This is a genomic window from Gardnerella piotii (assembly GCF_003397585.1).
GTDB classification, from domain to species: domain Bacteria; phylum Actinomycetota; class Actinomycetes; order Actinomycetales; family Bifidobacteriaceae; genus Bifidobacterium; species Bifidobacterium piotii.
Genome location: NZ_QJUV01000001.1, coordinates 259,846 through 286,755, shown reverse-complemented (window position 1 = coordinate 286,755; position 26,910 = coordinate 259,846). Strand labels below are relative to the sequence as shown.

The following is a 26,910-nucleotide window of genomic DNA, read 5'->3' as shown; positions in this document are numbered from 1 at the left end:
CGCACAAGAATTGAGGGAGTGAATGGACGAAAACGCTGACTTTCTTACAATTCTTACAGGCGTAAAGCCAGATGACGAACGCAGCGAAGCATGCGAATCTGCTGAAGAATCTAGCGCACAAGGCTTTACACCAAGTTCCACACCAAGCTTTACGCCAATGCCATGCGCTCCAAAAAGCGAAGATGCACTCGGAATTTTTGACATTCGAGACGGCAAAATTTTTGACGCGGCAACACGCTTGCGATTGCACGCGCTAATCGGAACGTGCCTTATGAACGGCATTGCAGACAGCCGCGTAAGTGCGCTAATGCACCTCTTGCAATGGCAAGAAAATACGCGATTTGTGGCGATTGCAGGCACGTATAAAACGGAATCAAACTCAAACGACGACAACCCAAATCCAACACCGCAAAACGCGGGCGCACATGCGGCGCAAAACAACACAGACTCTTTAAGACGCGTAATATGGACGCAACTCGGCGCATGCGGAGCATACGATGCGATAGTTGACAGCGTGCAGCTAGACGCCATTAGCGCGCGTGCAAAAACGTGGAAAATCGGCGGAAAATCGCAAGAAAGCGTCGACGCGAGCAAACGCAAAGATGCAGCGCCTTCGCACATAATCATTCTTGCGCTAAGAGAAAACCCAAATCCAACAGCATTAAACAAGATGTGCGAAGTGTTTGCAAAGTCGGGAAAACCCGTTTGCATAAGCGAAGTTGTAGTCGGCGCGCAAAAAATATGCAAAGAAATCACAGCAACACTTGCAGCGCTTGCCGTTGCGCCGTCTGTAACGCATTTGCCGCAAATAATCCGCTGCGACGACGTTCTTCCAGAGCGCGCACTTATAGGTGATGAAACCGCCGTAGAAACCTTATACACTAAGGTGTATCAAAGCTTGGCGCCGTACAATCCAGACGACCCGACTTTGCAAACAGTCGACGCTTTCTTGCGATTTGGCGGCGCGCTGGATCAAACTTCGCACAATCTTAACGTGCATCCAAACACAATACGATACCGCTTGCGCAAAGTTGCGCAAACAACAGGTTGGGACGCCACTGACCCTAGAGAGGCATACGTTTTACAAACTGCGATTACGATTGGGCGCATCCGCGATTCTGCGCTCTAAAGCATTGACGTATTTTGTTGAGATTTTCGGCGCGCCATGCAATACACTCAGCAAATACTTACATGATTGCTTTCCTCGCTTGGTATTGCGCGAGGTTTGAGTATTTCTCTCCTCGCAAGTCCCGTCGCTACGCTCCTCTTTTATTGCTCGTATAGAAATACATCAAACCTTCTGAATGTCTAGAACAATTGCGTAGCGTTTATCACCGAGATTCTCGATTTTCCTTCTTCATTCGATGAATCACCATCGAAGATGCTGAGGTTCATCTCATTCAGTGCGAAAAATCTCGAATCTCTACCTTGCTTGGTGACGCTGTTTGAAAAGAATATAAAAAACAAAAGCGCCGAAAACAACGCATTCTAAAAAGAACACACTATTTTCAGCGCTAATAAAATTACTCAGCTATGCTTAGCTAAAAATCACGCAGCAATGCTTGCAATATCCACTGGAACGCCAGGAGCCATTGTAGAGGTAATCGTTACCTTAGTGATGTAACGACCCTTAATGGTTGTAGGCTTCAAGCGGCGAATCTCATCGGCAACAGCCTTGAAGTTCTCTTCAAGAGCCTTATCGTCGAAGGAAAGCTTGCCAAACAGGAAGGAAAGATTGCCCTGACGATCAACGCGGAACTCAATCTTACCGCCCTTAATATCGGCAACAGCCTTTGCAACATCCATTGTAACGGTGCCAGTCTTAGGATTTGGCATCAAGCTACGAGGACCAAGCACACGACCAAGGCGACCAACCTTGCCCATCATGTCTGGGGTTGCAACAACGGCATCGAAGTCAAGGAAGCCACCGGCAACCTTCTCGATAAGCTCGTCATCACCAACAATGTCTGCGCCAGCTTCTTGAGCCTCAGTAGCCTTTGGGCCACGAGCAAACACCAAAACCTTAGCGGTTTTACCAGTGCCATTAGGCAAGTTCACAACGCCACGAACCAACTGATCTGCCTTGCGAGGATCCACATTAAGGCGCATAACGGCCTCAGCAGACTCGTCGAAAGCGTGCTTTGGCATGCTCTTAAGCAAAGCAATAGCCTCAGCTGGGGTGTAAAGGTTGTTGCGGTCGATCTTCTCAGCCGCTTCACGATACTTCTTAGAACGCTTCACCATTTTTTCCACTCACTTTCAGTCGGTAACGGTAATACCCATCGAGCGAGCAGTGCCCGCGATAATCTTCATACCAGCTTCAACATCTCGTGCAGAAAGATCTGGCATCTTGATTTCGGCGATTTCGCGCACCTGAGCCTTGGTTACAGAACCAACCTTGTGGGTCAATGGGTTCTCGGTGCCCTTAGGAATGCCAGCAGCCTTAAGCAACAAAGCAGCAGCTGGTGGAGTCTTAAGAATAAATGTAAAGGAACGATCTTCGTAAACAGTAATTTCTACTGGAACGATCTGACCCATCTTGTCCTTCGTCTGGTCGTTATAGGCCTTGCAGAAGTCCATGATGTTTACGCCGTGGGAGCCTAATGCAGGACCCAGTGGTGGGGCTGGATTTGCTTTACCAGCCTGAATCTCGAGCTTAATAAGCGCAGAGACTTTCTTTTTTGGAGCCATAATATGGTTCTTCTTTCTTTTGAAGCGGTTAAATCGGCGCCCTAAAACGTTGATATTAAGCCGTTTTAAGGATCCTCCCGCAACTTATATTGCTGTGCTGTGCTAGCGGATTACTCCTCCAGTCACAAGCTTTCCTATTATGCCACTTTGCCGCGACGATTTGGTGAAATGTTTTCCCGACTTTGTACGCGATTTAAGCCAAATATGGTACAAAAAGCGGAAATAGCACTAGCACGGATTAGCTACGCAGATAAGCAAAAGCGGCAAGGAATTCGTGATAACCACAAAAACCTTGCCGCATTCAAAACGCATCCGCGACTAATGCGCTAGCAAATCACTAACTAGCAAATCACGCTAGCAACCAGCCGCATGCGTTAATAAAGTTAACAAAAGAGCCTAGAACTACTTAAGTTCAACAGTTGCGCCGGCTTCTTCAAGAGCAGCCTTAGCCTTGTCGGCATCTTCCTTCTTAGCCTTCTCGAGGACTGGCTTTGGAGCATTGTCAACAATGTCCTTAGCTTCCTTCAAGCCGAGGCCAGTCAAAGCCTTAACAGCCTTGATGACGGCAACCTTCTGAGCGCCTGCAGAAGCGAGGACAACGTCAAACTCGTCCTTCTCTTCCTCAGCAGCGCCAGCGGCAGCGGCTGGAGCAGCAGCAACAGCAGCTACAGGAGCAGCAGCCTCAACATCGAACTTCTCTTCAAAGGCCTTGACGAACTCAGAAAGCTCGACGAGGGTCATTTCACCGAAAGCTTCAAGAAGCTCTTCGCTAGTGAGCTTAGCCATAATGGCTTCCTTTCTTACTTGGCCAGACACACCTTGTGCCTTAGAGCCATAACATTTTTATTATTTTTTGGTCTCATGCAGCAAGCTGCAAGGGAATCAAGCGGCCTTTTCCTGCTTCTCGCGCAAAGCGTCGATAGTGCGCACTGCCTTGGTTGGCAAAGCGTTGAACAGGTAGGCGGCCTTGGACATGGTGCCCTTGAGCGCGCCAGCCATCTCGGAAAGCAATTCTGGGCGAGACTTGAGGTCTGCCAGCTGCTTGGCGCCTTCGGCATCGTAAACGGTTCCATCTGCGAAACCGCCCTTAATGACGAGGGTCTTATTCTCTTTGGCAAAATCACGCAAGGTCTTAGCAGCCTCAATGAAATCGCCCTTTACAAAGGTGATTGCAGTTGGGCCAGCAAGAAGCTCATCAAGACCTTCAATGCCCGCTTCCTTAGCGGCAATGCGAGCAAGCGTATTCTTAGCCACAGAGTAGGAAGTATCGCGGCCTAGCTTTTCGCGCAGAGAAGAAATCTGCGGAACTGTAAGCCCGCGGTACTCGGTAAGGTAGACAGCGTCGGCGTTACGGAACAAATCCGTAAGCTCTGCAACTACCGCTTCCTTTTCGGGCCTCTTCATGGCGTTCCTTCCTAAATTGGCCGCTGGAATGGAAATAACATATCAAAAAAGCCCTGCGCACGGCAGAGCATCCAAAAAACACATAGTGTTAAAAAGTTTGTGAAAAATCGCAAATCAACTGCAACAATCACTGCTCAACCTGTGCTGGCATGACACATCATTTTCAGGAATCTTGCGACTCCACCAACGGTCTGTGGTTTACGTTGGGCAAGTTTAATACCCACGCGCGACAATGTCAATATTTTTTTCGCAAACTTTATAATTTATTTTTATTTAGGATTATTTAAGAGCGCACTCAACACGCGCGGTTGCCAGCGACTTATCCCAAACTAACGCGGAAAAATCGCAAGCAACCGTACGCATCAAATACGCTCTTAAAATAATTAATTAAATTAATATCTAACTAATATCTAACTTAACTAATACAAACTAACAGATTTACAAAACTGCGTTAGCAACAAAGTCAAGAATGAACAAAAGCGAAACAATCCAAAGCATTGGATGAACGTCTTTAGCACGCTTCTTGCAAGTCATAACTAAGCAGTACATGATGAATCCAGCGGCAATGCCGTAAGAAATCGAGTAAGAGAACGCCATAAACACGGCAGCGAAGAACGCAGGAATTGCTTCGGAAATATCGTCCCAAGCAATCTCCTTTAACGAGCTTGCCATCATGCAGCCTACAACTACAAGCACGCCAGCCGTAGCAGCTGCAGGAACAGCGCTAGCAAATGGTGCAAGAACAATCGAAAGCGCAAAGCACACGGAAACAACTACAGAAGTCAAACCAGTGCGGCCACCAGCACCAATACCAGCAGCAGACTCAACGTAAGTAGTTGTGTTAGAAGTACCGCAAATTGCGCCAACCGAAGTTGCAATCGAATCAGCAAACAGCGCACGATCCATCTTGGAACTAAAGCCAGAGCCGTTTTCCAAAGCCTTCTCATCTGCCTCCGAGAAAATGCCAGTTCTGCGGCCGGTACCAATAAACGTGCCAAGAGTGTCGAAAGTATCCGACATAGAGAAGGCAAAAATAGTTACCAAAACAAGCGGAATGCGTGCTGGATTAGAGAAGAGAGCAGGGAAACCTTGCGAACCAAAAATAGCACCAAAGGTGGTTGGAAGCTGGGCAAAAGCGTCTGTAACAGAAACAGCATTATTTAACGAAGTTAAGCCAAGCGGAATACCAATCAAAGATGTTGCAATAATCGTAATAAGCAAGCTTGCGCGAACCTTAAGAACGGTAAGAACAATAGCCAAAACAAGTCCAATAAGGAATAGCCACAAAATAGGATTATTAATAACAGCAAGGCCTGGAATAGCAGCGGTTGGCTTACTCTTAGCGGCAGCGGCAGGATCTTTAGAAGTAAAGGTGATTAAGCCAACGCTCATAATGCCAACGTATGCAACGAATAAACCAATGCCACCACCAATCGCGTGTTGCAACGAAGTTGGGATGGCACGAATAATCATCTTACGAATCTTGGTAACGGTAATAATAATGTTAATTAAACCGCACAAGAACACCATACACATGGCTTCTTGCCACGTAAAATGCAAGCCAAAGCACACTGTGTATGTGAAGAATGCGTTAAGACCCATGCCAGCAGCTTGAGCGTAAGGCACGTTAGCAAACAAGCCCATAACAAGTGTGCCAATGATTGCTGCAATGATTGTAGCGAGGAAAACGCCACCTTTAGGCATGCCAGTTTGGCTTAAAATCATTGGGTTTACGACGATAATATACGACATTGCAAAGAATGTAGTGAGACCTGCAGTGATCTCCGTTGATACATTCGTGCCGTTTTCTTTGAGATGGAAGAACTTTTCCATAAACTCTCTGTTCCTTGGTTTTACAGCGCAAAAGACCATGAAAAGCGTGGCGATAGCACTTGAGCAATCGCGGACGCAATTACATTTGGGCATTCACGCAGAGGTTACTGCGACTCGCTCGGCGCGCAAAGCACAAGCCGAATAAACACGCTAGAAAACTCGCGAGAATTAGAAACGACTTATAGAACTTTGAACAACCGAACAGCTTCGACCTTACGCGCACGTGCTGACCAAAGAAAAATCGCGCAAAAATTATGCAAAAATCACCTAAAAACCGCGCAAAAATCACCCAGAAACCGCGGCAAAAATCACCCAAAGCGGCCAGAAATATAACGTTCCGCCTCCGCATTGCGCGGATTGTTAAACATAGTGGTGGTATCTGCAAAATACTCAAGATGACCTGGTTTTCCAACAGCCTTAAGGTTAAAGAACGCTGTGTAATCGGCCACGCGCGCAGCCTGTTGCATGTTGTGCGTTACAATCACAATCGTGTAATCGCGCTTAAGCTCGTTAATCAAATCTTCTACAGCAAGAGTAGAAATAGGGTCAAGAGCAGAGCAAGGCTCGTCCATAAGCAGCACTTGCGGATGCACAGCTACAGCTCGCGCAATGCAAAGTCGTTGCTGCTGGCCGCCAGAAAGCCCGATTCCTGGCTTATCGAGTCTATCTTTGACTTCGTTCCACAAATTCGCGCCACGCAAAGCCCACTCAACTAGGTCGTCGGCATCTTGCTTTGAAATATGACGATTGTTTAAGCGAACTCCTGCAAGAACGTTTTCTCGAATAGACATTGTTGGGAAAGGATTTGGGCGCTGGAACACCATTCCAACATCTCGGCGAACAGCTACAGGGTCCACATCTTTTCCATACAAATCGCGGCCTTCAAGCAACACTTGGCCTTCCACGCGAGCACCTGGAGTAATCTCGTGCATGCGGTCTAAAGTGCGCAAAACCGTTGATTTTCCACATCCCGAAGGCCCGATAAAAGCCGTAACCTTGTTTGGCTCAATGCTTATGTTAACGTCTTCTACTGCTAGAAAATCACCATAGTAAATGTTCAAATTCTTAACATCAATGCGCTGACCCATTTGCGCCTCACTTTCTAAAATCTATTTCGCTCTATTTCGATCTACTTCGCATTATTTCGCTTTATTTTGCTTTTACTGAAAACACGCGAGCCACAACTCGCCCAACAATATTCAGCAGCAAAACAATCACAATCAACGCAAGCGCCGCTGCCCACGCGCGCTCCATCGGAATCGTAGTAACGCACGAAGATGGCGCGTTAGCTGGGCAATTCGCCGAAAGCTTTGAATACTCCTGGTAAACGTACACTGGCAAAGTGGTCATTTGCCCGTCAAAAAGATTGAAATTCGTGGATGCAATAAACCCAGCTGCCATTAAAAGCGGAGCCGTCTCTCCAATCACGCGCGCAACAGCAAGAATACAGCCAGAAACAATGCCAGGCAAAGCGGTTCGCAACACGATTTTTGTAATCATGCGCTGCTTTGTAACGCCTAGAGCAAGCGCCGCTTCTCGCAAATCGTTCGGCACAATTTTTAACATTTCTTGACACGACTTAACAACAGTTGGCAACATAAGCAGCGAAAGCGCAACAGACCCTTCAAAACCGTTGATTGTTCCAGGACCCACAAAAATCGTAAAGCTAGAAAACGCAAACAAGCCAGCCACAATCGAAGGAATTCCGCTCATAACGTCTACAACAAGATTAATCACCCTAGCTAAGCGACTTCCACGCGCATACTCAATCAAATACACAGAGCACATAATTCCAATCGGAATCGAAATCAGCATTGCGCCAAGCGTAATCTCCAAAGTTCCAATAATTGCGTGCAAAATACCGCCATAACCGCCTGTGCCAGTAGCAGCGCCACCAACTACATAAGTCATATTATGCGTTAAAAAGTCAAGATTTAATCGCTTAATGCCGTTTGCAATAGTCGTAAAAAGCAAAGAAAGAAGCGGAATTAGCGCAACTATAAAAGACAGGAAGATTAGAACGCGCATAAACGCGTCTTTTCGCTTGCGACTTGCGATTCTAGAGCGCGTTGGGCGGAACTTGTTAAAGTCGATTTTTGGAGATTCGCAGCTATCTTCAATAGTCTGATCAACCCCAACAACCCCAGCTTGTAACGATTGCGAATTTTGCATCATGCACTCGCCTTTCCCGTGATTTTGCGAGCAATAAGGTTTACAGCGAATGAAATAACAAACAGCACCAAACCTGTAGCAATAAGCGCACTAACACCCAATCCGTTTGCTTCTGGGTATTGCGCTGCTATGTTTGCTGCAATAGTTTGGTTTTGTGAAGCTTGCAAAATGTTGAATTTAAAGGTGAATCCTGGAGACAAAATCATAAGAACTGCCATTGTCTCACCAAGCGCGCGACCAAGACCAAGCATAGATGCGGAGACGATTCCCGACTTTGCAAACGGCAAAACCGCTAGCTTTATCATCTCCCACTTTGTTGCACCAAGCGCGAGCGCGCCTTCTTGTTGCAATCGCGGCGCTTGCTGGAAAATGTCTCGCGCCATAGAGGTTATAATCGGCAAAATCATAACTGCCAGAACAATGCTAACGGTTGCAGCACTACGAGAAGGGCTTGCAGCAGGGCCTGCAAAAAGCGGAATCCAGCCAAAGATGTGAGAGATAAACTTCCAGAACGGGTATATTGATGGCACTAGCACCAATCCGCCCCAAAGACCGTAGATTACGGACGGAATCGCAGCAAGCAAGTCGACTACACCACTTAAAAGCGGCACCATTTTTGGCGGAGCATAGTGGCTTATAAACAGCGCGATTCCAATCGAAACAAAGAAAGCAAGGAGCAGAGCGAGCGCAGACATAAGAACAGTTCCAAAAACCATTGGCGCTACGTAGCCTAGAAAATCGTGCGCTTTGCCGCCAGTAAAGTCCAAAAATACTTGACTTACTTGGTTTTTGTTTGCGCCTATAATAGGCCACGCTTGAAACAGCAGGAACAATGCAACAGCTGTAAGCACCATTAAAATCAGCAATCCGCAAGCAAGAGCTACGCTTTTGAACAAGCGGTCTGCAAAACCACCTGCAAAACCACCTGCAAAATGGCCACTTTTGTGCGCATCTTTACTGATTTCAGTTCTTTGTTTAGAACTCACTCATGCTCCTTTTGTAGTCATTATATAAATGCTATCAGCAGCAATATATTGACTACTATATTAACTACTCTAAAATCTTTGCAAAATGCTATTTTTACTTGCCTATCGACTGAATCGACTTGTTAATCCTTCCCATAAGCTTTTCTGGCAAAGGCGCAGTTCCAGCAGCATCTTGAGCCGCAGCCTGGCCATCTTTGCTAGTAACGTAGCTAAGCCAAGACTTTGCAAATCGCGCTGTTGCAGCATCTTTGTAAGCGCCGCACACAATATCGTAAGAAACTAGCACAATAGGATAAGCGCCTTTTTCTTCCGTTTTGTGGTTTATTTTAACAACAACGCGGTGCTTTGATTTTGCTGCAGCATCTTCGTCAACCTTTGAATCGTTAATGGTTATAGAGCCACCTTCTGGGCTAATCTCGTTGTAAGAATCTCCCACTTTTACTGCCACAGTTCCAAGCTTTCCAACTTGCGAGAAGTCCGCGTATCCAATCGCTCCGTCTGCCATGCGGATTGTGGAAACAACGCCAGACGTGCCTTTTGCGCCCTGGCCTACGCTATTTGGCCAATTTTCGCTAAGATCGTAGGCCCAATCGCTTGGTGCAACGTCTTTTATGTAGCTTAAGAAGTTCTGCGTTGTGCCAGACTTATCGGACCTGTGAACAACTGTAATCGGCTTATCTGGTAGCTTTAGCTTTGGATTTTGCGATTTAATAGCATCGTCATTCCAACGCGTAATCTTGCCGTCGAAGATTTTTGCGATTGTAGAAGCGTCCATATTTATGTGTTTTCCAGCATCCGAAACGCCTTTTAGATTAAAGATTACTGCGATTGGAGAAACGTATACTGGAACGTCGAAAGCCGTAGTGCCATTTGCGCAAACCGACTTTGATTTTTCTAACTCGTCGTCGCTTAGCGATTTATCGGATCCAGCCCAAGCTGTTGCGCCCGTCATAAACGTTGTAACTCCTGCACCCGAGCCAGTTGGATTATATGCTATTTTTGCGCCAGGATTTTTGGATTGGAATCCTGCAATCCACGCTTCTACAGCAACCTGCTGGGAAGACGCACCCGAGCCTTGGAAGTTTCCTACGATTTTTGCGCTAGTATTTGCGGACGATTGCGAACTACTTGCAGGAACATTATCTCCGCAAGCCGCAAAGCTCACTAAAGTTGCGGACGCTAACAATCCTGCTGCAATCGCGCGCATATTCCACTTTGTGTTAGACTTTATTGATTGATTTTCTACTGTATTATTTTCTACTGCATTATTTACTGCATTTTTACGCATATTCTTCATTCCTTTCAAGAAGAATTGCCATTATGCCAGCCAATCTGCGTTTCTCGTATAACCTACCGCAAATTTTCCTCTTAAATTAATTAAACTAATGTTCAAAACTGGCATCTTTTATTTCTTATTACCTTTTTCTTCTATTAACGATGCCAATATTAAGAGGGGGGTAAAAACCTTGCCGCCAAAATCTGATTGAGCTTAGAAAATGGCGGCATTTAGCGCTACTCGCCTTTTGTTTGGCGATGCTGCGCGTCGGCGACCACATCGGCGTGTTGAATTCTACAAATTTCTAGCAATATTTACCGTCATTTTTGCAGCTGTATCCGCGTATTCGGATATGTCGAAAGTGTGAAACTCCTCGTATTTTGTGTCCGCGTTGTCGCTCATTGCGCGCACAACTAACGCTGGAATGTCGTTTCTTGCAGCAACGTGAAGAATCGCAGCGCCTTCCATTTCTACAGCATCCGCTTGAGTCGCCTCAATAACTTCCGCCACTTTTTCGGGCGTGTCTACAAAATATCCACCAGATGCGATTGTTCCCAAAATGTGATTAATGCCCATCTTTGTTAAAACACTGTCTGCTGTTTTAAGAAGATAATCGTCTGAATGGTACTCGTTTGTAAACGGTTTCCACTGACTAATCATGCGCATGTCGGTGTCTAAATATCTTAATGTTTTTCCAAGAACAACATCATTCGTATGCAAATTTTTATTGAGATTTCCTGCAATTCCCGAAAAGATTACAGCCTGCGGCTTGTACGCATCAATTAAATACTGTGCGGTTGCAGCGGCATTTACAAGTCCCATTCCGCCAACTGTTGCAGCCACTTCGATTTTTCCACCATCCTCGCATTCAAGCACGCCGCAAGATACGTCAAGGCTAGCGGCATTATCATGTTTAACATTGCTAAGCGAGGCAGCAATGTGCGCAACTTCTTCTTCCATAGCGCCAATAATGGCAATTTTTGTAAACTTAGGCATTCGTCAAATCATCCTTTAATCTTGTGCATTGCATTGCGTCTAATCAAAAATACGCTTACACAACACATAATAACAAAAGACGCGGTTGCAATTTTTAGCAAAGCGCTGCACGTGAATTCAAACCAAGGATTTGTAGCGGGAACATTCAAAAACTCCATGATTTGATTTTGAAGCGCAATAAATCCAAAGAAAGACGCTATTAGCAAAACGCAAATTATAGAGCCAACAACAAGACGCCATCCGCGCACAAAAACGCAAAGCACAATCAGCGTAATAAACGGAACAATAACGCTAAACCATAATGCAGAACAGGTAACAACAGTGTAGCCTTTGCTGTGAGTGCCGCGATACCACGCAAACGCAAGAAGAAACGCACCAGCAAGCAGAAGCGCAAAAATCGCGTATCGTGCAATCGGCAGAGCGCGGCTTAAAACGCTTTTATCTTGGGGAAGACTGTTACGCTCGGGGGCTAACGATTCACACATTTTGCACTCCTTTGTTCAAAAATGCTGACTATTTGAGGATTTATTGTAATAGTTTGCACCTAAAAAAAAACACGGCGTGTCGCGCCGTTAGCGCGGTCTAAGCGAAAAGGTAGGTCGTCGCGCGCGATAATCAAGACTTAAGTCGGCGAGCAGAAACAGACTGAGCAAGAGTGTTAAGCAAGCGCTCGGTATCTTCCCAAGAAATGCATCGATCCGTAATCGACTTTCCGTACTCAAGCTCACTCAAAGGCGCAGGATCTTGGTTTCCGCCTTGCAAGAAGCTTTCCATCATAACGCCTTTAATGCCTTTTTCGCCGTGCGCAAATCGATCCGCAATATCTTGCACGACTTGAATCTGGCGATTCTCATCTTTGCCCGAATTTCCGTGCGAGCAGTCGATTACAACGCCATTAGACGCTACGCAATTCGTGCCAAGCCTCAATCGAACCGACGCAACAGCCGCTGCAACAGAAGATGCATCGTAGTTTGGCCCCTTGCTAGAGCCGCGCAAAACAACATGGCAATCAGGGTTTCCAAGCGTTTGTACAGCGCAAGCGCGTCCAAGATGGTCAATTCCAAAGAAAGTGTGATGCTGGCTAGCAGCTAGGCAGCCATTGACGGCAGCCGTAACAGAGCCATCTGTAGCGTTCTTAAATCCGACTGGCATAGAAAGACCACTAGCAAGCTGGCGATGAATCTGCGATTCCGTGTTGCGCGCGCCAATCGCCCCCCAGCTAACCGCATCCGCAATAAACTGCGGGCTAGTCGGCTCCAAAAACTCGGTTGCTGCAGCCAAACCAGCATCTAAAACGCCAAGAAGCGTGCGGCGCGCCAAAAGCAAACCCTTGTGAATATCGTGCGTGCCGTCAATATCTGGGTCGTTAATCAAGCCCTTCCAGCCAACTGTTGTGCGCGGCTTTTCAAAGTAAACGCGCATAACAATCAAAAGCTCGCCTTCGAGCTTTGCGCGCAAATCAGCCAAACGAGACGCGTAGTCAAGAGCCGCGGCGGGGTCGTGAACTGAGCAAGGCCCAACGACTACAAGCAAGCGATCATCATCTCCGTTAAGGCATCCGCGAATCTCATCGCGCGACTCGGCAACAATATCTTGAGCATACGGAGAAAGTGGCAACTCGCCAAGAACTTGAGCAGGAGTGGGAAGCGGCTCCAACTCCAACACGCGACGGTTGATTATGCGATCTACGCCAACCTGGTCTTCCCAGCGCTCGAATTTAGACGAGTCAAGCGGATTCATGCCGTTTTCAACAGCTTGCTTGACTGCGCTTGAAATGCGCTGATCAGGCGTAGATTCCATTTGTCACCATCCTATAAAATAAGCTGCGCTTGATGTGGAAGCGTTTGACGCAATTACAAAAACACTACAAGTTTATGTAGTCGCTCCGACCTGCCTTCGCGCTTTGACTGAGCTTGAAATTGCATAACGCATTTCAAGCTCCTTCAAAGCGTGATTTGGCTCAAATGTAAAGTCCAGTGGACTTTACATGCCAAATCAGCCGAACGGCTACTAATAGCCGTGAGGAATAGCGTAGCGCGAAAAGCGCTTTGGAGTAACGCGAAGCGCGCTATGCAGCTTCGCGTTAGGCCACTGCATTCGCGCGGTCTACGCGCGCGAATGTCCTCGCTGCAGCAGAAGCAATGCTTCTGCTCTAAGCAGCTCGGGCGCGCTCGAGTAGGCTAATTTCCTAGTGAAATTAGCCTAGGCGAGCGCGCCCATTGGGTCCCACGCTGGTAAAACAATTGCTGGTTCTTCCAGTGCTTTCTTATATTCTTCTGGCAAAAGCGCCTTAGGTACAGCCACCTCGTACACGTACTCAGTGAACCAATCGTCACTCATCGTAAAGTAACCCTTGTCCGCAATCTCTGGCCCCCAAGAGTTCTCCACGCGCCAGCGGCGAGTAGTCGTGCCGTCATCCGCAACATCAACTCCAGCAAACGCCATAGCATGATTCATAGCCGAATCAGCAAAACGCACGCGCTGCTCCTTGTTCAAGTCAAAATCAACGCCATAAACGCGATCGTACTCAAACAAATCCGTAGCCCACGCGCCATTATCGCGATCCATCATAGGGTGGCAATCCGCACCAAACCAAACTGGAATGCCCTGCTCAACAAGAATCTTACGCACGCAATCCTTCATAAACTGGTTTGGCACGTTCAAATATTCCGTAGCATCTCCGCCAGCAACATTACCCAAGTGCTCAATCGCAATCTTCTTGCCCTTTGGATGCTCCGCACGTGGATCGTCCACCAAGCAAACATATTCTTCCAATCCAGCAGTAACGTACTTCTTCCAAAACTCAACTGGCGTAATTTCGCCATCGCGATGGAACTTTCCGTCCTCGTCTGTCCACTCCCAATCGAAGCTCTTTGGCGGCTCACCCAAGTGAATTGTAAGAATCCTATGACCTGCAGCCATAGTCGTCTCAATAATATTGTCAATGTCGGCAGCGTTGGCATACATATGAGCCACAGCCGTGTGCAAAAGCTTTTTAAGCTGAGTATTCATATCGCCAGTGTCTTTAGAAGACTCTGTTTCTGGATACAAATCCTTAGGAACAGCACCATACTTCTTGTAGACGTTCATAGCCATAGTCCACTGGCCGCCGTCGCCCATAACGTCACTGAGCAAATGCTGCAACAAACGCGAATCAGAAGGCTCGCCAGAGCGAACAAGAGCCGCAACATCCTTTAAGAAGTAGTTGATTCGCTCAAGCTTGTCGAAGTACATTGCGTAGTTCTGCGAGAACTCAAAATCCTTAACTTTAAGCGATTTTTTAGCAACAAATCGCGCAACATTCAAAGAGCTAAATAGCCAGCAGCGACCAGAATGATCCTGATGCCTTGCGTCGCCATTATCCACAACCGTTGAGAATCGGCGCTGCAGCAGGCGAGCGCGGTCGTAGTTTCGCGCCACTTTATCGATTCCAGCAGCCGTAACGCCGTTCATTGCCAAACGATTCAATGGATTTGCGTCAAAATCGTCACGCAAACCTTGCAAAGCTTCGGCACTTAATTCAGAGATCTCAGTCACTGTATAACCTTTCTTGTTTTTCTTGTTTTATGTTTATTTTTTATAGTTTATTTTAGCTTTTTTCGTAAATCTTGCGTCTGCTTGCGACTTTTCCGCGCAAATCACGCCACGCGCATCTACGCCAGCAACTCACGCCAGAAGCTCACGACTCCTGCGCAATTGCCTCTTCAACTTGAGCTTGAGCATCTTTTCTAGCCTGCTTTTGAGCATCCGCATCTCTACGCTCCGAAGCATCCGCATCTGCAGAATCGCCAGAATGCCCCTGTCCAGAAGCAGCATCTCCAAAATCAAATCCCGAGAATGCGTTTGCAAACAAAGACCTAAGCTCGGTAACGCGCTGCGTGATTTGCGCTTCCCTATGCTGCAACTGCGTTAAGCGCGCCGTCATGCCGTCAAGCTCCTTTTGAGCCGCTGCCCTGCGCTCTTCCACCTGAGCCGTAGCATCTTGCATAGCTTTACGAACGATTTGCGCAGCTTGTGCGTCCGCATCTTTATGCGCTTGAGCTGCATAATCATCCGCATCTTGATGCACCGTTTTGGCGCGTGCAACAAGCGCATCCGCCTCTTCTTGCGCAGCACGCTCGCGCTCTTTTAGACCAGAAATAAGCTCATTCACCTTTTTTGTGGCCTCTTCTTGCTGAGCTGCAATGTCGTTTCTAATTTGCTCAACTTCTGCACTAACTTGGCTCAGTGTACGTGTGCGCTCAACTTGCGCTTCGTCCGCAATCTCCTGAGCCTTTGCAGCAGCCGCATCCGTGATTTCTCCAGCCTTGCGCTGAGCGTCCGCCATCATCTTTGTTGCGCGCTCTTGCATATCTGCAAGCTTCTTATTCGCTTCTGCTAAAGCAGACTCAATTTGATCATTCGTTTCTGCTTTAGCATGTGCGATTTCCGCGTTGGCGGCCGACCTTTGTTCTGCGATTTTTTGCGCTGCATCCGCCTTCAGCTGTGCGATTGCGCGCTCTTGCTCAGATTTTTCAGACGCCATCTTCTTTGCATGCTCTTCGCGCGCATTGTTGATTTCTAGCGTTGCAGCATCTTTTTGTGCATTAACATCTTTGCTCGTTGTTTCACGCAAACGCTCTGAATCCTCTTTCGCAGCACTCGTCATCTGATTTGCCTTATTGCTGGCTGTAGAAAGTAGCGTATCTGCCTTGGTTTGCGCCTCTTGAAGCAAATGCTCCGCGTCTAATTTTGCGTTATTCAGCAAAGTTCCTGCCTGCGCTTGAGCCGTTTTTTTAATCGACGCAGCGTCTTGCTTTGCGCGCTCAATCAATTGCGCACTCGTTTGTTCTGCCGAAGCAAGTAATTGTTGCGCATTTGCGCCCAAAGATGCAAAAGTATTACCGCTTTTTGCACGTTTTACATTATTTTTTTCTTCTTGCAATTGTGCTTGCAATTGCAAAATTGACTCGTCACTAGATCGCACTTGTTCACGCAACCGCGATATTGTGCGCTCATAGTTGGTAAAGGCTTCGTTGACTTTATCTTTGTCGTACCCTCGCAAAGCAGTTGGGAAACGATCTGGCACCATGTTTATTCCTTTCACAAACCCCCGCACGACTCTACTTATCGTGCACACTCCATCAGCAATAACGCTATCACTTTAGTTGCTAAAACACTCGAGCGTGTCGCGCGAATTACTTGAGCAATATTCCCGAAGACGAAGGTTTCATATAGTAATTTACAGCTTCGCAAATTATGCTTTTTCCAGCTTTTATTTGCGCGTCTAATGGCAGCCCGTGGCGTGCATCATGCAACGCAACCACTGGCGGAAAACTTACAAACCCTGCGATTATGCGCTTTTTAGAATTATTCGACGCCCAATCTAGCAATCTATAAAACAGCGAATTGCAAACATATGTTCCTGCATCCGAGCTTAGCGTAGACGCAATCCCACTATGAGCAAAATCGTTTAGAATCATTCTTAGCGGCAGCCTAGTCCAGTACGCAGCAGGCCCATTTTCAACGATTTGCACGCTTTGAGGAGTGTGGTTATCTACGTCTGGCTTATTCGCATCCATTATGTTTGTAGCGCATCGTTCTAGTTGCACTCCACGAGCCGCGTGTTTTACACCTGTTGCAATCACAATATCCGCGTCTTGCGCGTTAATCGTTTCTAAAAGATGCGGCCAAGCGTTTGCAAAACTGATTGGCAACATTACAGACGTAATTTTTACGCTAACATCTTCTGGAAGATTAAAATCCGATGCTAAATCGCCATTTTTGGCGTGTTCAAGCGCTAGTGGCACTTCGTGCGACGGATTTATTTCTAAATCCTCGTATGGCCCAAACCCAGAAATCACTACGTTAATTTGATTCATAACAATAGCTTTCTATAGCTTTCAATAGCTTTCTAACAATAGCTTTTACTTGTCTTTAACTACAAGCGCAAGCAATCGTCCTTCGTGAGATTTTCCTGCAAGACCAGCGCGCCTATGAGAATACCATAATGGATTTTCCAGCGTACACATTGGGTTTTGCAACGCCTTAAGGCGACTTTCCAACACTTCGCCTTCGCCGTCTACCTTACAAATTGTTTGCAACTCTTCGTCTTTAGCCAAATATTGTGTGGCAGCAGTAACGCGCGGCAAAGCGTCAACAATATTTGCAACTCCTGCAAGCGCTAAATCAATGCGAGCAGCTTCTGCAATATCAATTCCAAGTCCACCAAAACGCGTTTGCGTTACAGTTTGTGGGTATCGGCGTTCAAAGTCGCGCGCGATTTCTTCGCCAACTTCGTAGCAATCACCACAAATACATGGCCCTAAAACAGCTGTTATATTCGAGCGTTCGGCTCCCTTTTCGCACATTGCTTCAATAACAGAATCAAGCACGCCAGCCATTAAGCCTTTTCTGCCGCAATGTGCTGCAGCAATTACACCAGATTCACTATCTGCAAGCAAAACTGGCAAGCAATCTGCAGCAAACATTCCTAAAGCAAGCGAGCAAGCAGTTGAAACTTGCGCGTCTGCTTCGATTCTAGCGTGTGAATCTGCAAAACCTGTAGCATCAAAACCGTACGGAGTGTTCCACGAATCAACTATTGGATCTGCATCAAATACGCTATTTCCGTGAACTTGGCTAACAAGACACAAGTCAGATTTAAGCGCGCGTTGCAAAGCACAACGGTTGCTAAACACAGATTTAGCATCATCGCCAGCTTTGCCTCCTAAATTAAGCGAAGCAAACGCACCTTCGGAAATTCCACCTAATCGCGTTGTAAAAACGGCGTGAGCGCGCGCTCCAAGTGGCACTGGAATCGTCACTGGAATTGGCAAGCCATCTTCGTCTTCGTGTGCAAGTGGCATTCCTGCTACGCTAGTTTCTTGCATATTATTCGCTTTCGTTTTGTCTTATTCGTTTTGTCTTATTCGCTGTAAAAGTTAATCAAAATTAAACTAACCCAAATAAGCTAATTCTTCGTCGCTTAATTGCAAATCTGCAGCCTTTAAGCTATCTAAAATCGTAGCTGGCCTATGCGCGCCTGGAATAACAAAAACATTGCTGCCCTTGGCAAGCTCCCAAGCCAAAACAACCTGCTGATAGCTAACGTTGTGAGCATCCGCCACTTTACGGAATGGGTCAAAAAGATGCTCGTCGTACGGGTGACGGAACCCTCCAAGCGGACTCCAGCAAACAAACGCAATTCCAAGCTTCTTGCAATATTGCAATGTGTCTTCGTTTTCTAAATGCACTGGCGAATACTGATTTTGAACAGCAACAAGCTTTTCTCCCAAAATCTCACGCGCAATGTCAATCTGCTCAACAGATGCGTTAGAAATGCCGATTTCTCGCGCGACTCCCTCATCAAGCAGATGTTGCATTGCTTCAATCGACTCATTGTATGGAACTTCTGGATCTGGCCTGTGGAAGTAAAGCAAATCAATCGTATCTACGCCAAGAGCCATTGCCGACTCTTTAGCGTGCGCAATCAAATGCTCTGGCTTTCCATCTTTACCCCACGTTGGCTTACCATCTGTAAAGTTGCGGAAGTGGCCGACTTTTGTTGCAACAAGAATCGAGGACTTGTCTCCATTCCAGCTATCCAACGCCTCGCGCACAAGCTTTTCGCCAGTTTGCTCCTCACCGCCCGAGCAATAATACGCCCATGCCGTATCTATATGCGTGCATCCAGCGTTTAGAGCCGCGTGGATTGTTTCAATGCCCATACTGTGCCCAAGATTGTTTTCAATCGTTAATGGCATCTCACCAAAGCCAATAGCTGTAGTGTTAAACGATCCTATAGTACGATTCATGGCCATTTTGCTCCTGTTCAAATGTTTCAAAAAATGTTTCAAAATGCCCCCAAGCGCAAAAGCAACTTGAAGGCATTTAGATTTTTTATTTTATATGACTAGGCGCTTATGCGCTTGCGTCTTTATCTTGCGATTAGTCCTCGTCAAATGGGTCAAAATCGCGACGGATCCTGCGACGAGGGCGTTCTGCGCGCTCCTCGCGAGCAGCGCGATACTCATCGTAGTGGTCGTCGTCTGCAGCGTAGCGCAAATTGAGGTCGCTCACTCTGCGATCCGATCCACGGCGAGGACGCTCTGCGCGGTCGTCGGAACGATCGGAACGCTCTGCGCGCTCACTTGCACTATCATCTCGCTCGTCGTATCGGTCGTCGCGAGGAGCGCGGCGGCGAGGACGATCTTCATAATCGTTGTTATCGTAGCGATCGCTTCTGCGATCATCTCTTCTAGAAGAGCGTTCGTCGTAGCGGCTTGAACGATCCGAACGATTTTCCCTATCGTCATAACGCGAATCGCGATCATCGCGAACGCTACGGCGGCGAGGACGATCATCTCTATCTCCTCTGTCTCCACGATCATCCCTATCGTCGCGTGGAGCACGCCTACGGTCACTTCTGCGATCATCCCTATCTTCACGATCTTCGCGAGATCCACGACCACGGTTTTCACGAGGCGCTGGCGCCGAAGACTCTTGATTTTCAAAACCTGGAATTGCCAAAGAGATCTTGCCGCGCTCGTCTACGCTTTGCACGATTACTTCTACGGTATCTCCCTCTTTAAGCACATCTTCAACAGTGTCGATGCGCTCACCGTTAGCAAGATTACGAATCTGGGAAATATGCAACAGGCCGTCGCTTCCAGGAGTCAAGTTTACAAAAGCACCAAAGCTCGTAGTCTTAACAACCTTGCCAGTAAAAGTCTCGCCAGCCTTTGGAATACGTGGATTTGCAATAGAATCAATGATTTCCTTAGCCTTTTGAGCAGCTTCGCCACCTTCGGAAGAGATGTACACAGTACCGTCATCTTCAATAGCAATCTCGGCACCAGTTTCTTCTTGAATCTGGTTAATCATCTTACCCTTAGGGCCAATTACTTCGCCAATCTTATCTACAGGAATCGTAGTTGTAATAATGCGTGGAGCAAATGGGCTCATCTCTGCTGGGCAATCAATGCACTCGTTAATCACTTCAAGAATAGTCGTGCGCGCCTCGTGAGCTTGCTGCAAAGCAGCAGCCAAAATGTCTGCTGGAATGCCATCAAGCTTAGTATCAAGCTGCAAAGCAGTAATAAATTCAGACGTACCAGCAACCTTAAAGTCCATATCTCCAAACGCATCTTCTGCGCCAAGAATATCGGTCAAAGTCTTAAAGATGTGCTTGCCATCAACGTCTCCCGAAACCAAGCCCATAGCAATGCCAGCAACTGGAGCCTTCAAAGGAACGCCAGCAGCGAGCAAGGAAAGCGTAGACGCGCACACGGAGCCCATAGATGTAGAGCCGTTGGAACCAATAGCTTCCGATACTTGACGAATAGCATATGGGAACTCTTCGCGACTTGGCAAAACTGGCACCAAAGCCTTCTCTGCCAAAGCACCATGACCAATCTCGCGGCGCTTTGGAGAACCAACGCGACCCGTTTCACCAGTGGAGTATGGAGGCATCTCGTAGTTGTGCATGTAGCGCTTAGTTTGTGGGCCAGAAAGCGCATCCACTTGCTGTTCCATCTTAAGCATGTTCAAAGTAGTTACGCCCAAAATCTGGGTTTCGCCGCGCTGGAAGAGCGCCGAACCATGAACGCGAGGAACAATATCAACTTCTGCACTAAGCGTACGAATATCGCGCAAGCCGCGGCCGTCAATACGGTAATCTTCCGTCAAAATACGACGACGAACAATCTGGCGCTGCAACTCCTTGAACGCATTGCCGAGTTCCTTTTCTTTCTCGGCTTCGTCCATATCAGTAAACTCTTGCGCAATCGCCTCGCGCACGCCTTCTTTAATTTCCGCAATGCGGTCTTGGCGTGGAAGCTTTTCTGCAATAGAAAGAGCCTCGTTCAAATCAGCATGAGCAATCTCATCGATTCTTGCATAAAGCTCATCCGTATACTCTGGGAACAGCTGGAATTCCTTGGTTTCCTTAGACGCAATTCGCTTCAACTCATTTTGCGCTTCGCAAATAACCTTAATGAACGGCTTTGCGGCTTCTAAGCCTCCAGCTACAACTTCCTCATCTGGCTTAATTTGACCCTCATTATAAATCAAATTCCAAGCATTCTTACCAGCGCCAGCTTCGATCATTGCAATCGCAACATCGCCATTTTCAATAACGCGACCAGCAACAACAATCTCAAATACAGCACGCTCACGCTCACTCCAACGAGGGAATGCAACCCACTGGCCATCAATCAAAGCCAAACGCACACCAGAAACTGGGCCTTCAAATGGCAAACCAGAAATCATAGTAGAAGCAGATGCAGCGTTCAAAGCAATAACGTCGTAAGCATCATCTGGATTAATTGCCAAAATCGTTTCTACAACTTGCACTTCGTTACGCAAAGTGTGTGGGAAAAGCGGGCGCAATGGGCGGTCAATAATACGGCACGCAAGCGTTGCCTCATTTGACGGGCGTCCTTCTCTGCGGAAGAAAGATCCTGGAATCTTACCAGCAGCGTACATTTTTTCTTCCACATCAACAGTCAGTGGGAAGAAGTCGTAGTTTTCTTTTGGACTAGATCCTGCAGTCGTCGTCGACAAAATCATGGAATCGTCATCCAAGTATGCGGCAACAGCACCATCCGCCTGCTGAGCGAGGCGACCTGTTTCAAAACGCAGCGTGCGCTTTCCAAATGAACCATTATCAATAACGGCTTCTACAGCCTTAATTTCGGGACCCTCCACGGGTTCCTCCTTTTCTTAACTTACCTAATCAACCAACATGCGTCGTCATTGGCAGACTCGCTTTTTTGTTACCTTTGCCTAACATCCGCGCGAATCTTTGCAAAATGCATAACCAACATTTCGTAGTTTTTTGTTTCGGTTACTTCAATCATCCATATTCAATTATGTTTTATTCTTCAGTTATAAATCCTGCAAACTTAAGAACTTGCTAAAACTAAATCGCTTAAATCTTAAATCACTTAAATCTTAATCGTTTAACCTTAAATCAATTATTCTTAAATTATTTAGCTTAGAATCTAAATCGTTAATCCTAAATCTTCAAACTTAAATCTTCAAACTTAAATCTTCAAACCTCAAATTCAGCCATTTAATCAAGCTTTTTAATTCTACTTCAAACACACTAAATTCACTAGAATTGCATAAACAATACGCATAAATACAGATGCATAAATACAAAAGCCCGAGCTTATGCTCGGGCAAAAAGACTTATCGACGCAATCCGAGTCGATCAATCAAAGAACGATAGCGATTAATGTCTACGCGCTTCAAGTAATCAAGAAGACGACGACGGTCACCAATCATGAGCATCATACCACGACGAGAGTGGTGATCATGCTTGTGCTCCTTCAAGTGATCGGTAAGGTCGGAGATGCGCTTGCTGAGCAAAGCAACCTGAACCTCTGGGGAACCCGTGTCACCATCGTGCGTTGCGTATTCGTTGATAATGTTCTTCTTATCTTCAGCCGTTAATGCCACGGCGTCCTCCTTATGTAGTTACTGCGCGGTGCCGCATCCTTTAATACAGCGCTTGCAAATCCGCGGGCGTTACACGCCGAGTTTCAATGTTACAACTATGCCCAAACAAGCTTATAAAGCCTACATAGCAGTCATAAATCCACCAAAAATCACAACAAGAATCGCAAGAACTTCAATAGCGTAAAACATTATTAACGAAGCCCAGCTGCGAGTCAAAACGTTTAATCGCGACTTTTTAGGAACCGTTACAAGCAATCCAACAAATAAAATCGCATAAACAGCAACGCCAAATCCAGCAGAGATTATTCCAAGATTTGCTGCATTTGCAAGCCCACTTGCTGGTCCGTAAACTACGTATGTTGAATACCAAAAACTTAAGCGCAATAAGCATAATCCGCTAATAAATTGTTCAATCGCTAGAAAAACAACAAACAAAAATCGCCAAAGCCATCTACCAGACTCAATTAGCGCCATTGCTAAAACTGTAGCAGTTGCAACTGTTGTAACCCAAGCAATAAACACAACTCCTTGTGCAGATAATCCAGAAAAATTCTTAACAACCCAAGCAGTATGCTGAACTGCCAAAGTTCTACCCGCCCAATAAGGAACAACAACCGCTACAAGAAGAATCGCAAAATAAAGCACCCAGCGCTTAGGATTTGAGTGGCGTTTGGAGATATCTGCTATAGAAAGCTCCGACTCCAATTCGCCAGGCGACTCAAGGGGTTCATCTGCGTTAGCATTAGCAGCATTAGCGTTTGCTTTACACTGAGCCATCTCTTGCATTCTCCTTTAACGTGCTAAATTCTAAATGAATACCTTACCAGCCACATTCCCCTATCTAAAGCGTGCAATATAATGATACTCCACGCGATTGCAACAAAATTCGCAATCACAAACAGATTTAGGTACACACATGGGTTTTATTCACTTTATTCTTAACCTTCTTAAAGATCCGCGCTCCGCTATAGCTGGCTGGATTGCTATGGGAACTGCTCCTGCTTTAGCATTGATTTTTCTAATCATTTTTATTGAAACAGGCGTTGTATTCTTCCCATTCTTGCCTGGAGATTCCTTGCTTTTTGCAGCTGGATTCTTTGCAGCTCCAGATGCACAAACTGGTAAAAGCTCGCTTCCACTTGCGATTTTGCTCGTAGCTGTTTGGCTTGCACCAATTATTGGCGACCAATGCAACTACTTTATTGGCCACTTTTTCGGCAGGCGAATCGTTGAATCAGGCAAAGTTAAGGCCCTAACGCCAGAACGCATTGCTAAAACAGAGCAAATGATTGATAAGTGGGGGCCAATTGCAGTGTTCTTAGGCAGATTCTTCCCATTTATTCGCACATTTATGCCTTTTATTTCTGGCATTTCTGGCATGCGTTGGACTCGTTTTACTCCTTTTTCTGTTCTTGGCGGAATAGTGTGGTCGTCGCTTTTTACTCTTCTAGGCTACTTCTTTGGCAACATTCCTTTTGTTCAAAAGAATTTTGAGCTTGTTATAGTGGCGATTTTGCTTATTTCTCTTGTGCCAACTTTTATTGGACTTTATAAAGCTCATGCTGCAAACAAAGCTAAAAAGCAATCGGAAGGCAAATCGCAGCAAGATTAACTAAAGAATTAGCAACGTTTTACAACACTCCAACGCTGTTAGCGTTGTACTTTTACGCATTTTGTAGTACAGTGTGCAGAGTTGTGTAAAACATTGGGGCTATAGCTCAGTTGGTAGAGCGCTTCGTTCGCATCGAAGAGGTCGTGGTTTCGATTACCATTAGCTCCACTAAGCCCACTGCATTCATTCCACCGCAGTGGGCTTTTTCTTTGCAAATCTTAAACGCCGCTGTTATCAAACGTATTTTCAATCGAATCTATAAGCGGATCCGCCTGACTCATTATGCTCTTAACTCTGTTATCAACGTTTTTATTTTGCGACTTCAAAGACCGTGCTAAATCCAACGCATCGTCAAAAATCTTTTCAACAATATCTTGATTTACGCCATCTGCCTTAAATTGCGCACTCCAAGAGTTCAGTGACTCAAACACAATCTCACTTGCATCTATTTTTACAATCTCATTTTCGTTTTTCTTTGCATTTTCAACAAAAGCGCGCAGCTTTCCAGCATACTCTCGCACTTTAGGCATTGGCTTACCTTGCGAATAGTTTGTAAGATCTAAGTAGCCTTTGCCAAGCGTAGAATACATTAACCCCGACTCATAATCCTTTGCTTTAACACCCTTTAACGCCTCTTCAAACCACTTTACAGACTGTTCAATTCGTTCCTTTCTATTCGCACTACTTGATTCTTCTTTATCTTTAACTCCGTAATACCAATACGCTTTTCCAACAGATAAGCATAATTCATACCAATCTTCGGATTTTTTAAGATCCGACTTGTACTTATTAACAAACGACGTAAAATCTTCTCTTTCGCTTGCGCTCCACCGAAAATCTTCAATCTGGTTTACTAAAAGTCGCAACGCTGGCTGAATAGACATAGGCTGAACATTTGCGTTAAAAAGCTTTACTTGTAAAAACATAGCTTTATTAACGTATTCAACAATCTGCTTAGAATCTGTTGATTTTGCAGCCTTAACCATGTATTTTTTATACTCTTGCGCACTGCTTGTTATATTGCTCGCATGCTTGTTTTTTGTAGAAATATTTCCGCTTTTTACATATGATCGCGGCTCTATTACTTTCACTCTGCCTGCATTTGTTATTACAGATTTACAAGCAAATGCAAAAACAACACATCCAATAAATGCCATTAAGACGCAACAAACAATCTTAAAAATATTTTTCTTGCCATTTTTAACACCATTTTTAACACCATTTTTCTTGTGTCTTTTGCCAATATTTTGATTACCACTTTCTACGCGCAATCGCGCTCTAGCACGGCTGCTACGACTTGCATCATATTTTTTGCGCGTTTGCGCACCTCTTGCACGCCTTTTATTGCGCAAAACAAGACCAGATTCTCCCATATTTGATTCAACTTTTTCGCCAAATTCTAAATCTTCTAAACAATCTTTTAGCGCTTGAGAAAACTCCGCACAATCTTCGTATCGATCCTTTGGATTATGCGCCAATGCGCGCATTAACACATAGCGCACACCACTATCGCAATCGTCGCAGCTCAAGTCGAAGTTAGTAAGCGGATGAGATTTATTAGAATCCTTAAAATCTAAAGTCTGATTACTAGAAAAACTAGAAAAATTGGAATTGTTAAAACTTAAAGAGGAATCAGAATGATTGGAACTCTCGCAATAGCACGTACCCGTAAGCGCGTAAAACAACGTTGCTCCAAGCGCATAAACGTCTGTAAAAACGCCGATTTTAGCATCCTGCTCAAAAAGCTCGGGAGCTGCAAATCCACATGTTGCAAAACGCGCATCTTGCTTAAATCGACTTGGTTGCACCAAAACACCATCTTCGCCTTTAAGCTCTAATGCAGAGCCAAAATCAATTAGATGCACACTAGAATCATTAGAAATCATAACGTTAGAAGGTTTTAAGTCGCAATAAACAACAGCTGGATTTAACGAGTGAAGATATTGCAATAATTCGCATAGCTGGATTCCTAAAGCGCATACTTGACTAGGAGTAATAACTCCGCTTTGCGCAATAATCGTTTTTAGCGAACTTCCCTCAACATAGTCGCGGACTGCGTACGCTCTGCCATTTTCTTCAAAAAAATCAACGATTCTAGGAATGCTAGGATGATTGCAATGATTCAAAACCTCAACTTCTGCTCGAAGCGATTGCAAAATCAAAGCTTTTTTATCACTATCTAAATTCTCATTAGACGTTTCTTTAACAGCCCATTTTTTGTGTAAAACATTGTCTACTGCAAGATAAACGCTAGAAGTTCCGCCCGAACCAAGCTTTCCCAAAAGCTGATATTTTCCACCTACACAAACCATATTTACCGCACTTTCATAAAATCAAACCGATAATAATCCTGTGCGCTAAACTCTATGCACTAATTCATGCAAAGAAAAGACTTAATGGAAAATGTGTACCAAAGCCATCAAAGCCCTAGAAAAATAAGGGAAAAGTTATCCACATTGCTTACATTGCTTACATTGCTTACATTGCTTACATTG

Annotated in this window: 23 protein-coding genes and 1 tRNA gene; 3 read left to right on the top strand and 21 right to left on the bottom strand. The window is 45.8% G+C overall.

All coding sequences use genetic code 11. The annotated features are described in order from the left end of the window. Positions 1-22: 22 nt before the first annotated feature. Positions 23-1,129, top strand: a complete 1,107-nt coding sequence (locus D0T20_RS01295) for a helix-turn-helix domain-containing protein (protein WP_116438188.1) — start codon at positions 23-25, stop codon at positions 1,127-1,129. A 419-nt stretch (positions 1,130-1,548) separates the two neighbouring features. Here the strand turns inward: D0T20_RS01295 and rplA are convergent, their stop codons facing one another. The 20 genes from rplA to D0T20_RS01175 all read right to left on the bottom strand — a co-directional run bounded on the left by rplA (position 1,549) and on the right by D0T20_RS01175 (position 23,580). Beyond that, positions 1,549-2,244, bottom strand: coding sequence for a 50S ribosomal protein L1 (gene rplA / locus D0T20_RS01290; RefSeq protein WP_004118314.1), 696 nt, complete (start codon positions 2,242-2,244; stop codon positions 1,549-1,551). Between the two features lie 15 nt (positions 2,245-2,259). Then, entirely contained in the window at positions 2,260-2,691 is a 432-nt protein-coding gene (gene rplK / locus D0T20_RS01285) for a 50S ribosomal protein L11 (protein WP_004112010.1), read from the bottom strand. Between the two features lie 402 nt (positions 2,692-3,093). Next, positions 3,094-3,477: a 50S ribosomal protein L7/L12 gene (gene rplL / locus D0T20_RS01275; RefSeq protein WP_004112006.1), complete on the bottom strand. Its 384-nt coding sequence runs from the start codon at positions 3,475-3,477 to the stop codon at positions 3,094-3,096. A gap of 96 nt (positions 3,478-3,573) precedes the next feature. Next, positions 3,574-4,095, bottom strand: coding sequence for a 50S ribosomal protein L10 (gene rplJ / locus D0T20_RS01270; RefSeq protein ID WP_004112001.1), 522 nt, complete (start codon positions 4,093-4,095; stop codon positions 3,574-3,576). A gap of 438 nt (positions 4,096-4,533) precedes the next feature. Continuing rightward, positions 4,534-5,928, bottom strand: coding sequence for an NCS2 family permease (locus D0T20_RS01260; protein ID WP_162862652.1), 1,395 nt, complete (start codon positions 5,926-5,928; stop codon positions 4,534-4,536). A gap of 308 nt (positions 5,929-6,236) precedes the next feature. Continuing rightward, entirely contained in the window at positions 6,237-7,016 is a 780-nt protein-coding gene (gene pstB / locus D0T20_RS01250; protein ID WP_116438185.1) for a phosphate ABC transporter ATP-binding protein PstB, read from the bottom strand. A 61-nt stretch (positions 7,017-7,077) separates the two neighbouring features. After that, positions 7,078-8,103, bottom strand: a complete 1,026-nt coding sequence (gene pstA / locus D0T20_RS01245; protein WP_060785846.1) for a phosphate ABC transporter permease PstA — start codon at positions 8,101-8,103, stop codon at positions 7,078-7,080. Continuing rightward, a complete protein-coding gene (pstC, locus tag D0T20_RS01240; RefSeq protein WP_116438184.1) occupies positions 8,100-9,086 on the bottom strand; it encodes a phosphate ABC transporter permease subunit PstC in 987 nt (328 codons plus the stop codon). Before pstC ends, pstA begins: the two co-directional genes overlap by 4 nt. Before the next feature lie 94 nt (positions 9,087-9,180). Next, positions 9,181-10,383 carry a phosphate ABC transporter substrate-binding protein PstS gene (gene pstS / locus D0T20_RS01235; RefSeq protein ID WP_116438183.1) on the bottom strand — a complete coding sequence of 401 codons (1,203 nt, stop codon included), beginning with the start codon at positions 10,381-10,383 and terminating at the stop codon, positions 9,181-9,183. Positions 10,384-10,656: 273 nt separating this feature from the next. Further along, entirely contained in the window at positions 10,657-11,358 is a 702-nt protein-coding gene (gene mtnN / locus D0T20_RS01230; RefSeq protein WP_116438182.1) for a 5'-methylthioadenosine/S-adenosylhomocysteine nucleosidase, read from the bottom strand. A gap of 8 nt (positions 11,359-11,366) precedes the next feature. After that, a complete protein-coding gene (locus D0T20_RS01225; protein WP_116438181.1) occupies positions 11,367-11,843 on the bottom strand; it encodes a hypothetical protein in 477 nt (158 codons plus the stop codon). A gap of 130 nt (positions 11,844-11,973) precedes the next feature. Further along, complete coding sequence (locus tag D0T20_RS01220; protein WP_116438180.1) at positions 11,974-13,158, bottom strand: 3-deoxy-7-phosphoheptulonate synthase; 1,185 nt, start codon at positions 13,156-13,158, stop codon at positions 11,974-11,976. Between the two features lie 402 nt (positions 13,159-13,560). Then, positions 13,561-14,895 (bottom strand): C1 family peptidase, encoded by a 1,335-nt coding sequence (locus tag D0T20_RS01210; RefSeq protein WP_116438179.1) that lies wholly within the window; start codon positions 14,893-14,895, stop codon positions 13,561-13,563. 142 nt (positions 14,896-15,037) lie between these two features. Next, a complete protein-coding gene (locus D0T20_RS01205; protein ID WP_162862650.1) occupies positions 15,038-16,429 on the bottom strand; it encodes a coiled-coil domain-containing protein in 1,392 nt (463 codons plus the stop codon). A gap of 106 nt (positions 16,430-16,535) precedes the next feature. Beyond that, positions 16,536-17,219 carry a pyroglutamyl-peptidase I gene (locus D0T20_RS01200; protein WP_016636472.1) on the bottom strand — a complete coding sequence of 228 codons (684 nt, stop codon included), beginning with the start codon at positions 17,217-17,219 and terminating at the stop codon, positions 16,536-16,538. A 45-nt stretch (positions 17,220-17,264) separates the two neighbouring features. Continuing rightward, positions 17,265-18,230, bottom strand: coding sequence for a purine nucleoside phosphorylase YfiH/LACC1 family protein (locus tag D0T20_RS01195; protein WP_020757181.1), 966 nt, complete (start codon positions 18,228-18,230; stop codon positions 17,265-17,267). Positions 18,231-18,296: 66 nt separating this feature from the next. Further along, positions 18,297-19,160 (bottom strand): aldo/keto reductase, encoded by an 864-nt coding sequence (locus D0T20_RS01190; protein ID WP_020757182.1) that lies wholly within the window; start codon positions 19,158-19,160, stop codon positions 18,297-18,299. A 127-nt stretch (positions 19,161-19,287) separates the two neighbouring features. Then, positions 19,288-22,047, bottom strand: coding sequence for a polyribonucleotide nucleotidyltransferase (locus tag D0T20_RS01185; protein ID WP_116438177.1), 2,760 nt, complete (start codon positions 22,045-22,047; stop codon positions 19,288-19,290). Between the two features lie 486 nt (positions 22,048-22,533). Then, positions 22,534-22,803 carry a 30S ribosomal protein S15 gene (gene rpsO / locus D0T20_RS01180; protein ID WP_116438176.1) on the bottom strand — a complete coding sequence of 90 codons (270 nt, stop codon included), beginning with the start codon at positions 22,801-22,803 and terminating at the stop codon, positions 22,534-22,536. A 120-nt stretch (positions 22,804-22,923) separates the two neighbouring features. After that, positions 22,924-23,580 carry a hypothetical protein gene (locus D0T20_RS01175; RefSeq protein ID WP_032815353.1) on the bottom strand — a complete coding sequence of 219 codons (657 nt, stop codon included), beginning with the start codon at positions 23,578-23,580 and terminating at the stop codon, positions 22,924-22,926. A 139-nt stretch (positions 23,581-23,719) separates the two neighbouring features. Between D0T20_RS01175 and D0T20_RS01170 the strand changes: the two genes are divergently transcribed. Together D0T20_RS01170 and D0T20_RS01165 are read left to right on the top strand one after the other, a co-directional pair. Beyond that, positions 23,720-24,415 carry a DedA family protein gene (locus D0T20_RS01170; protein WP_016636020.1) on the top strand — a complete coding sequence of 232 codons (696 nt, stop codon included), beginning with the start codon at positions 23,720-23,722 and terminating at the stop codon, positions 24,413-24,415. Positions 24,416-24,510: 95 nt separating this feature from the next. After that, positions 24,511-24,583, top strand: a tRNA-Ala gene (locus D0T20_RS01165). A 50-nt stretch (positions 24,584-24,633) separates the two neighbouring features. Here the strand turns inward: D0T20_RS01165 and D0T20_RS01160 are convergent. Then, the gene (locus D0T20_RS01160) at positions 24,634-26,727 is read right to left on the bottom strand and encodes a serine/threonine protein kinase (RefSeq protein WP_116438175.1); all 2,094 of its coding nucleotides are present in this window, start codon (positions 26,725-26,727) and stop codon (positions 24,634-24,636) included. Positions 26,728-26,910 lie beyond the last annotated feature (183 nt).

What these genes read in the sequence shown, in the direction of transcription:
- rplA (WP_004118314.1), bottom strand. Translation starts at nt 2,244, where the DNA reads ATGGTGAAGCGTTCTAAGAAGTATCGTGAAGCGGCTGAGAAGATCGAC.
- D0T20_RS01160 (WP_116438175.1), bottom strand. Translation starts at nt 26,727, where the DNA reads ATGGTTTGTGTAGGTGGAAAATATCAGCTTTTGGGAAAGCTTGGTTCG.
- D0T20_RS01260 (WP_162862652.1), bottom strand. Translation starts at nt 5,928, where the DNA reads ATGGAAAAGTTCTTCCATCTCAAAGAAAACGGCACGAATGTATCAACG.
- rplK (WP_004112010.1), bottom strand. Translation starts at nt 2,691, where the DNA reads ATGGCTCCAAAAAAGAAAGTCTCTGCGCTTATTAAGCTCGAGATTCAG.
- D0T20_RS01195 (WP_020757181.1), bottom strand. Translation starts at nt 18,230, where the DNA reads ATGCAAGAAACTAGCGTAGCAGGAATGCCACTTGCACACGAAGACGAA.
- D0T20_RS01225 (WP_116438181.1), bottom strand. Translation starts at nt 11,843, where the DNA reads ATGTGTGAATCGTTAGCCCCCGAGCGTAACAGTCTTCCCCAAGATAAA.
- D0T20_RS01220 (WP_116438180.1), bottom strand. Translation starts at nt 13,158, where the DNA reads ATGGAATCTACGCCTGATCAGCGCATTTCAAGCGCAGTCAAGCAAGCT.
- rplL (WP_004112006.1), bottom strand. Translation starts at nt 3,477, where the DNA reads ATGGCTAAGCTCACTAGCGAAGAGCTTCTTGAAGCTTTCGGTGAAATG.
- pstB (WP_116438185.1), bottom strand. Translation starts at nt 7,016, where the DNA reads ATGGGTCAGCGCATTGATGTTAAGAATTTGAACATTTACTATGGTGAT.
- D0T20_RS01170 (WP_016636020.1), top strand. Translation starts at nt 23,720, where the DNA reads ATGGGTTTTATTCACTTTATTCTTAACCTTCTTAAAGATCCGCGCTCC.
- D0T20_RS01190 (WP_020757182.1), bottom strand. Translation starts at nt 19,160, where the DNA reads ATGGCCATGAATCGTACTATAGGATCGTTTAACACTACAGCTATTGGC.
- pstS (WP_116438183.1), bottom strand. Translation starts at nt 10,383, where the DNA reads ATGAAGAATATGCGTAAAAATGCAGTAAATAATGCAGTAGAAAATAAT.
- D0T20_RS01200 (WP_016636472.1), bottom strand. Translation starts at nt 17,219, where the DNA reads ATGAATCAAATTAACGTAGTGATTTCTGGGTTTGGGCCATACGAGGAT.
- rplJ (WP_004112001.1), bottom strand. Translation starts at nt 4,095, where the DNA reads ATGAAGAGGCCCGAAAAGGAAGCGGTAGTTGCAGAGCTTACGGATTTG.
- pstA (WP_060785846.1), bottom strand. Translation starts at nt 8,103, where the DNA reads ATGATGCAAAATTCGCAATCGTTACAAGCTGGGGTTGTTGGGGTTGAT.
- D0T20_RS01175 (WP_032815353.1), bottom strand. Translation starts at nt 23,580, where the DNA reads ATGGCTCAGTGTAAAGCAAACGCTAATGCTGCTAATGCTAACGCAGAT.
- mtnN (WP_116438182.1), bottom strand. Translation starts at nt 11,358, where the DNA reads ATGCCTAAGTTTACAAAAATTGCCATTATTGGCGCTATGGAAGAAGAA.
- D0T20_RS01205 (WP_162862650.1), bottom strand. Translation starts at nt 16,429, where the DNA reads ATGGTGCCAGATCGTTTCCCAACTGCTTTGCGAGGGTACGACAAAGAT.
- D0T20_RS01295 (WP_116438188.1), top strand. Translation starts at nt 23, where the DNA reads ATGGACGAAAACGCTGACTTTCTTACAATTCTTACAGGCGTAAAGCCA.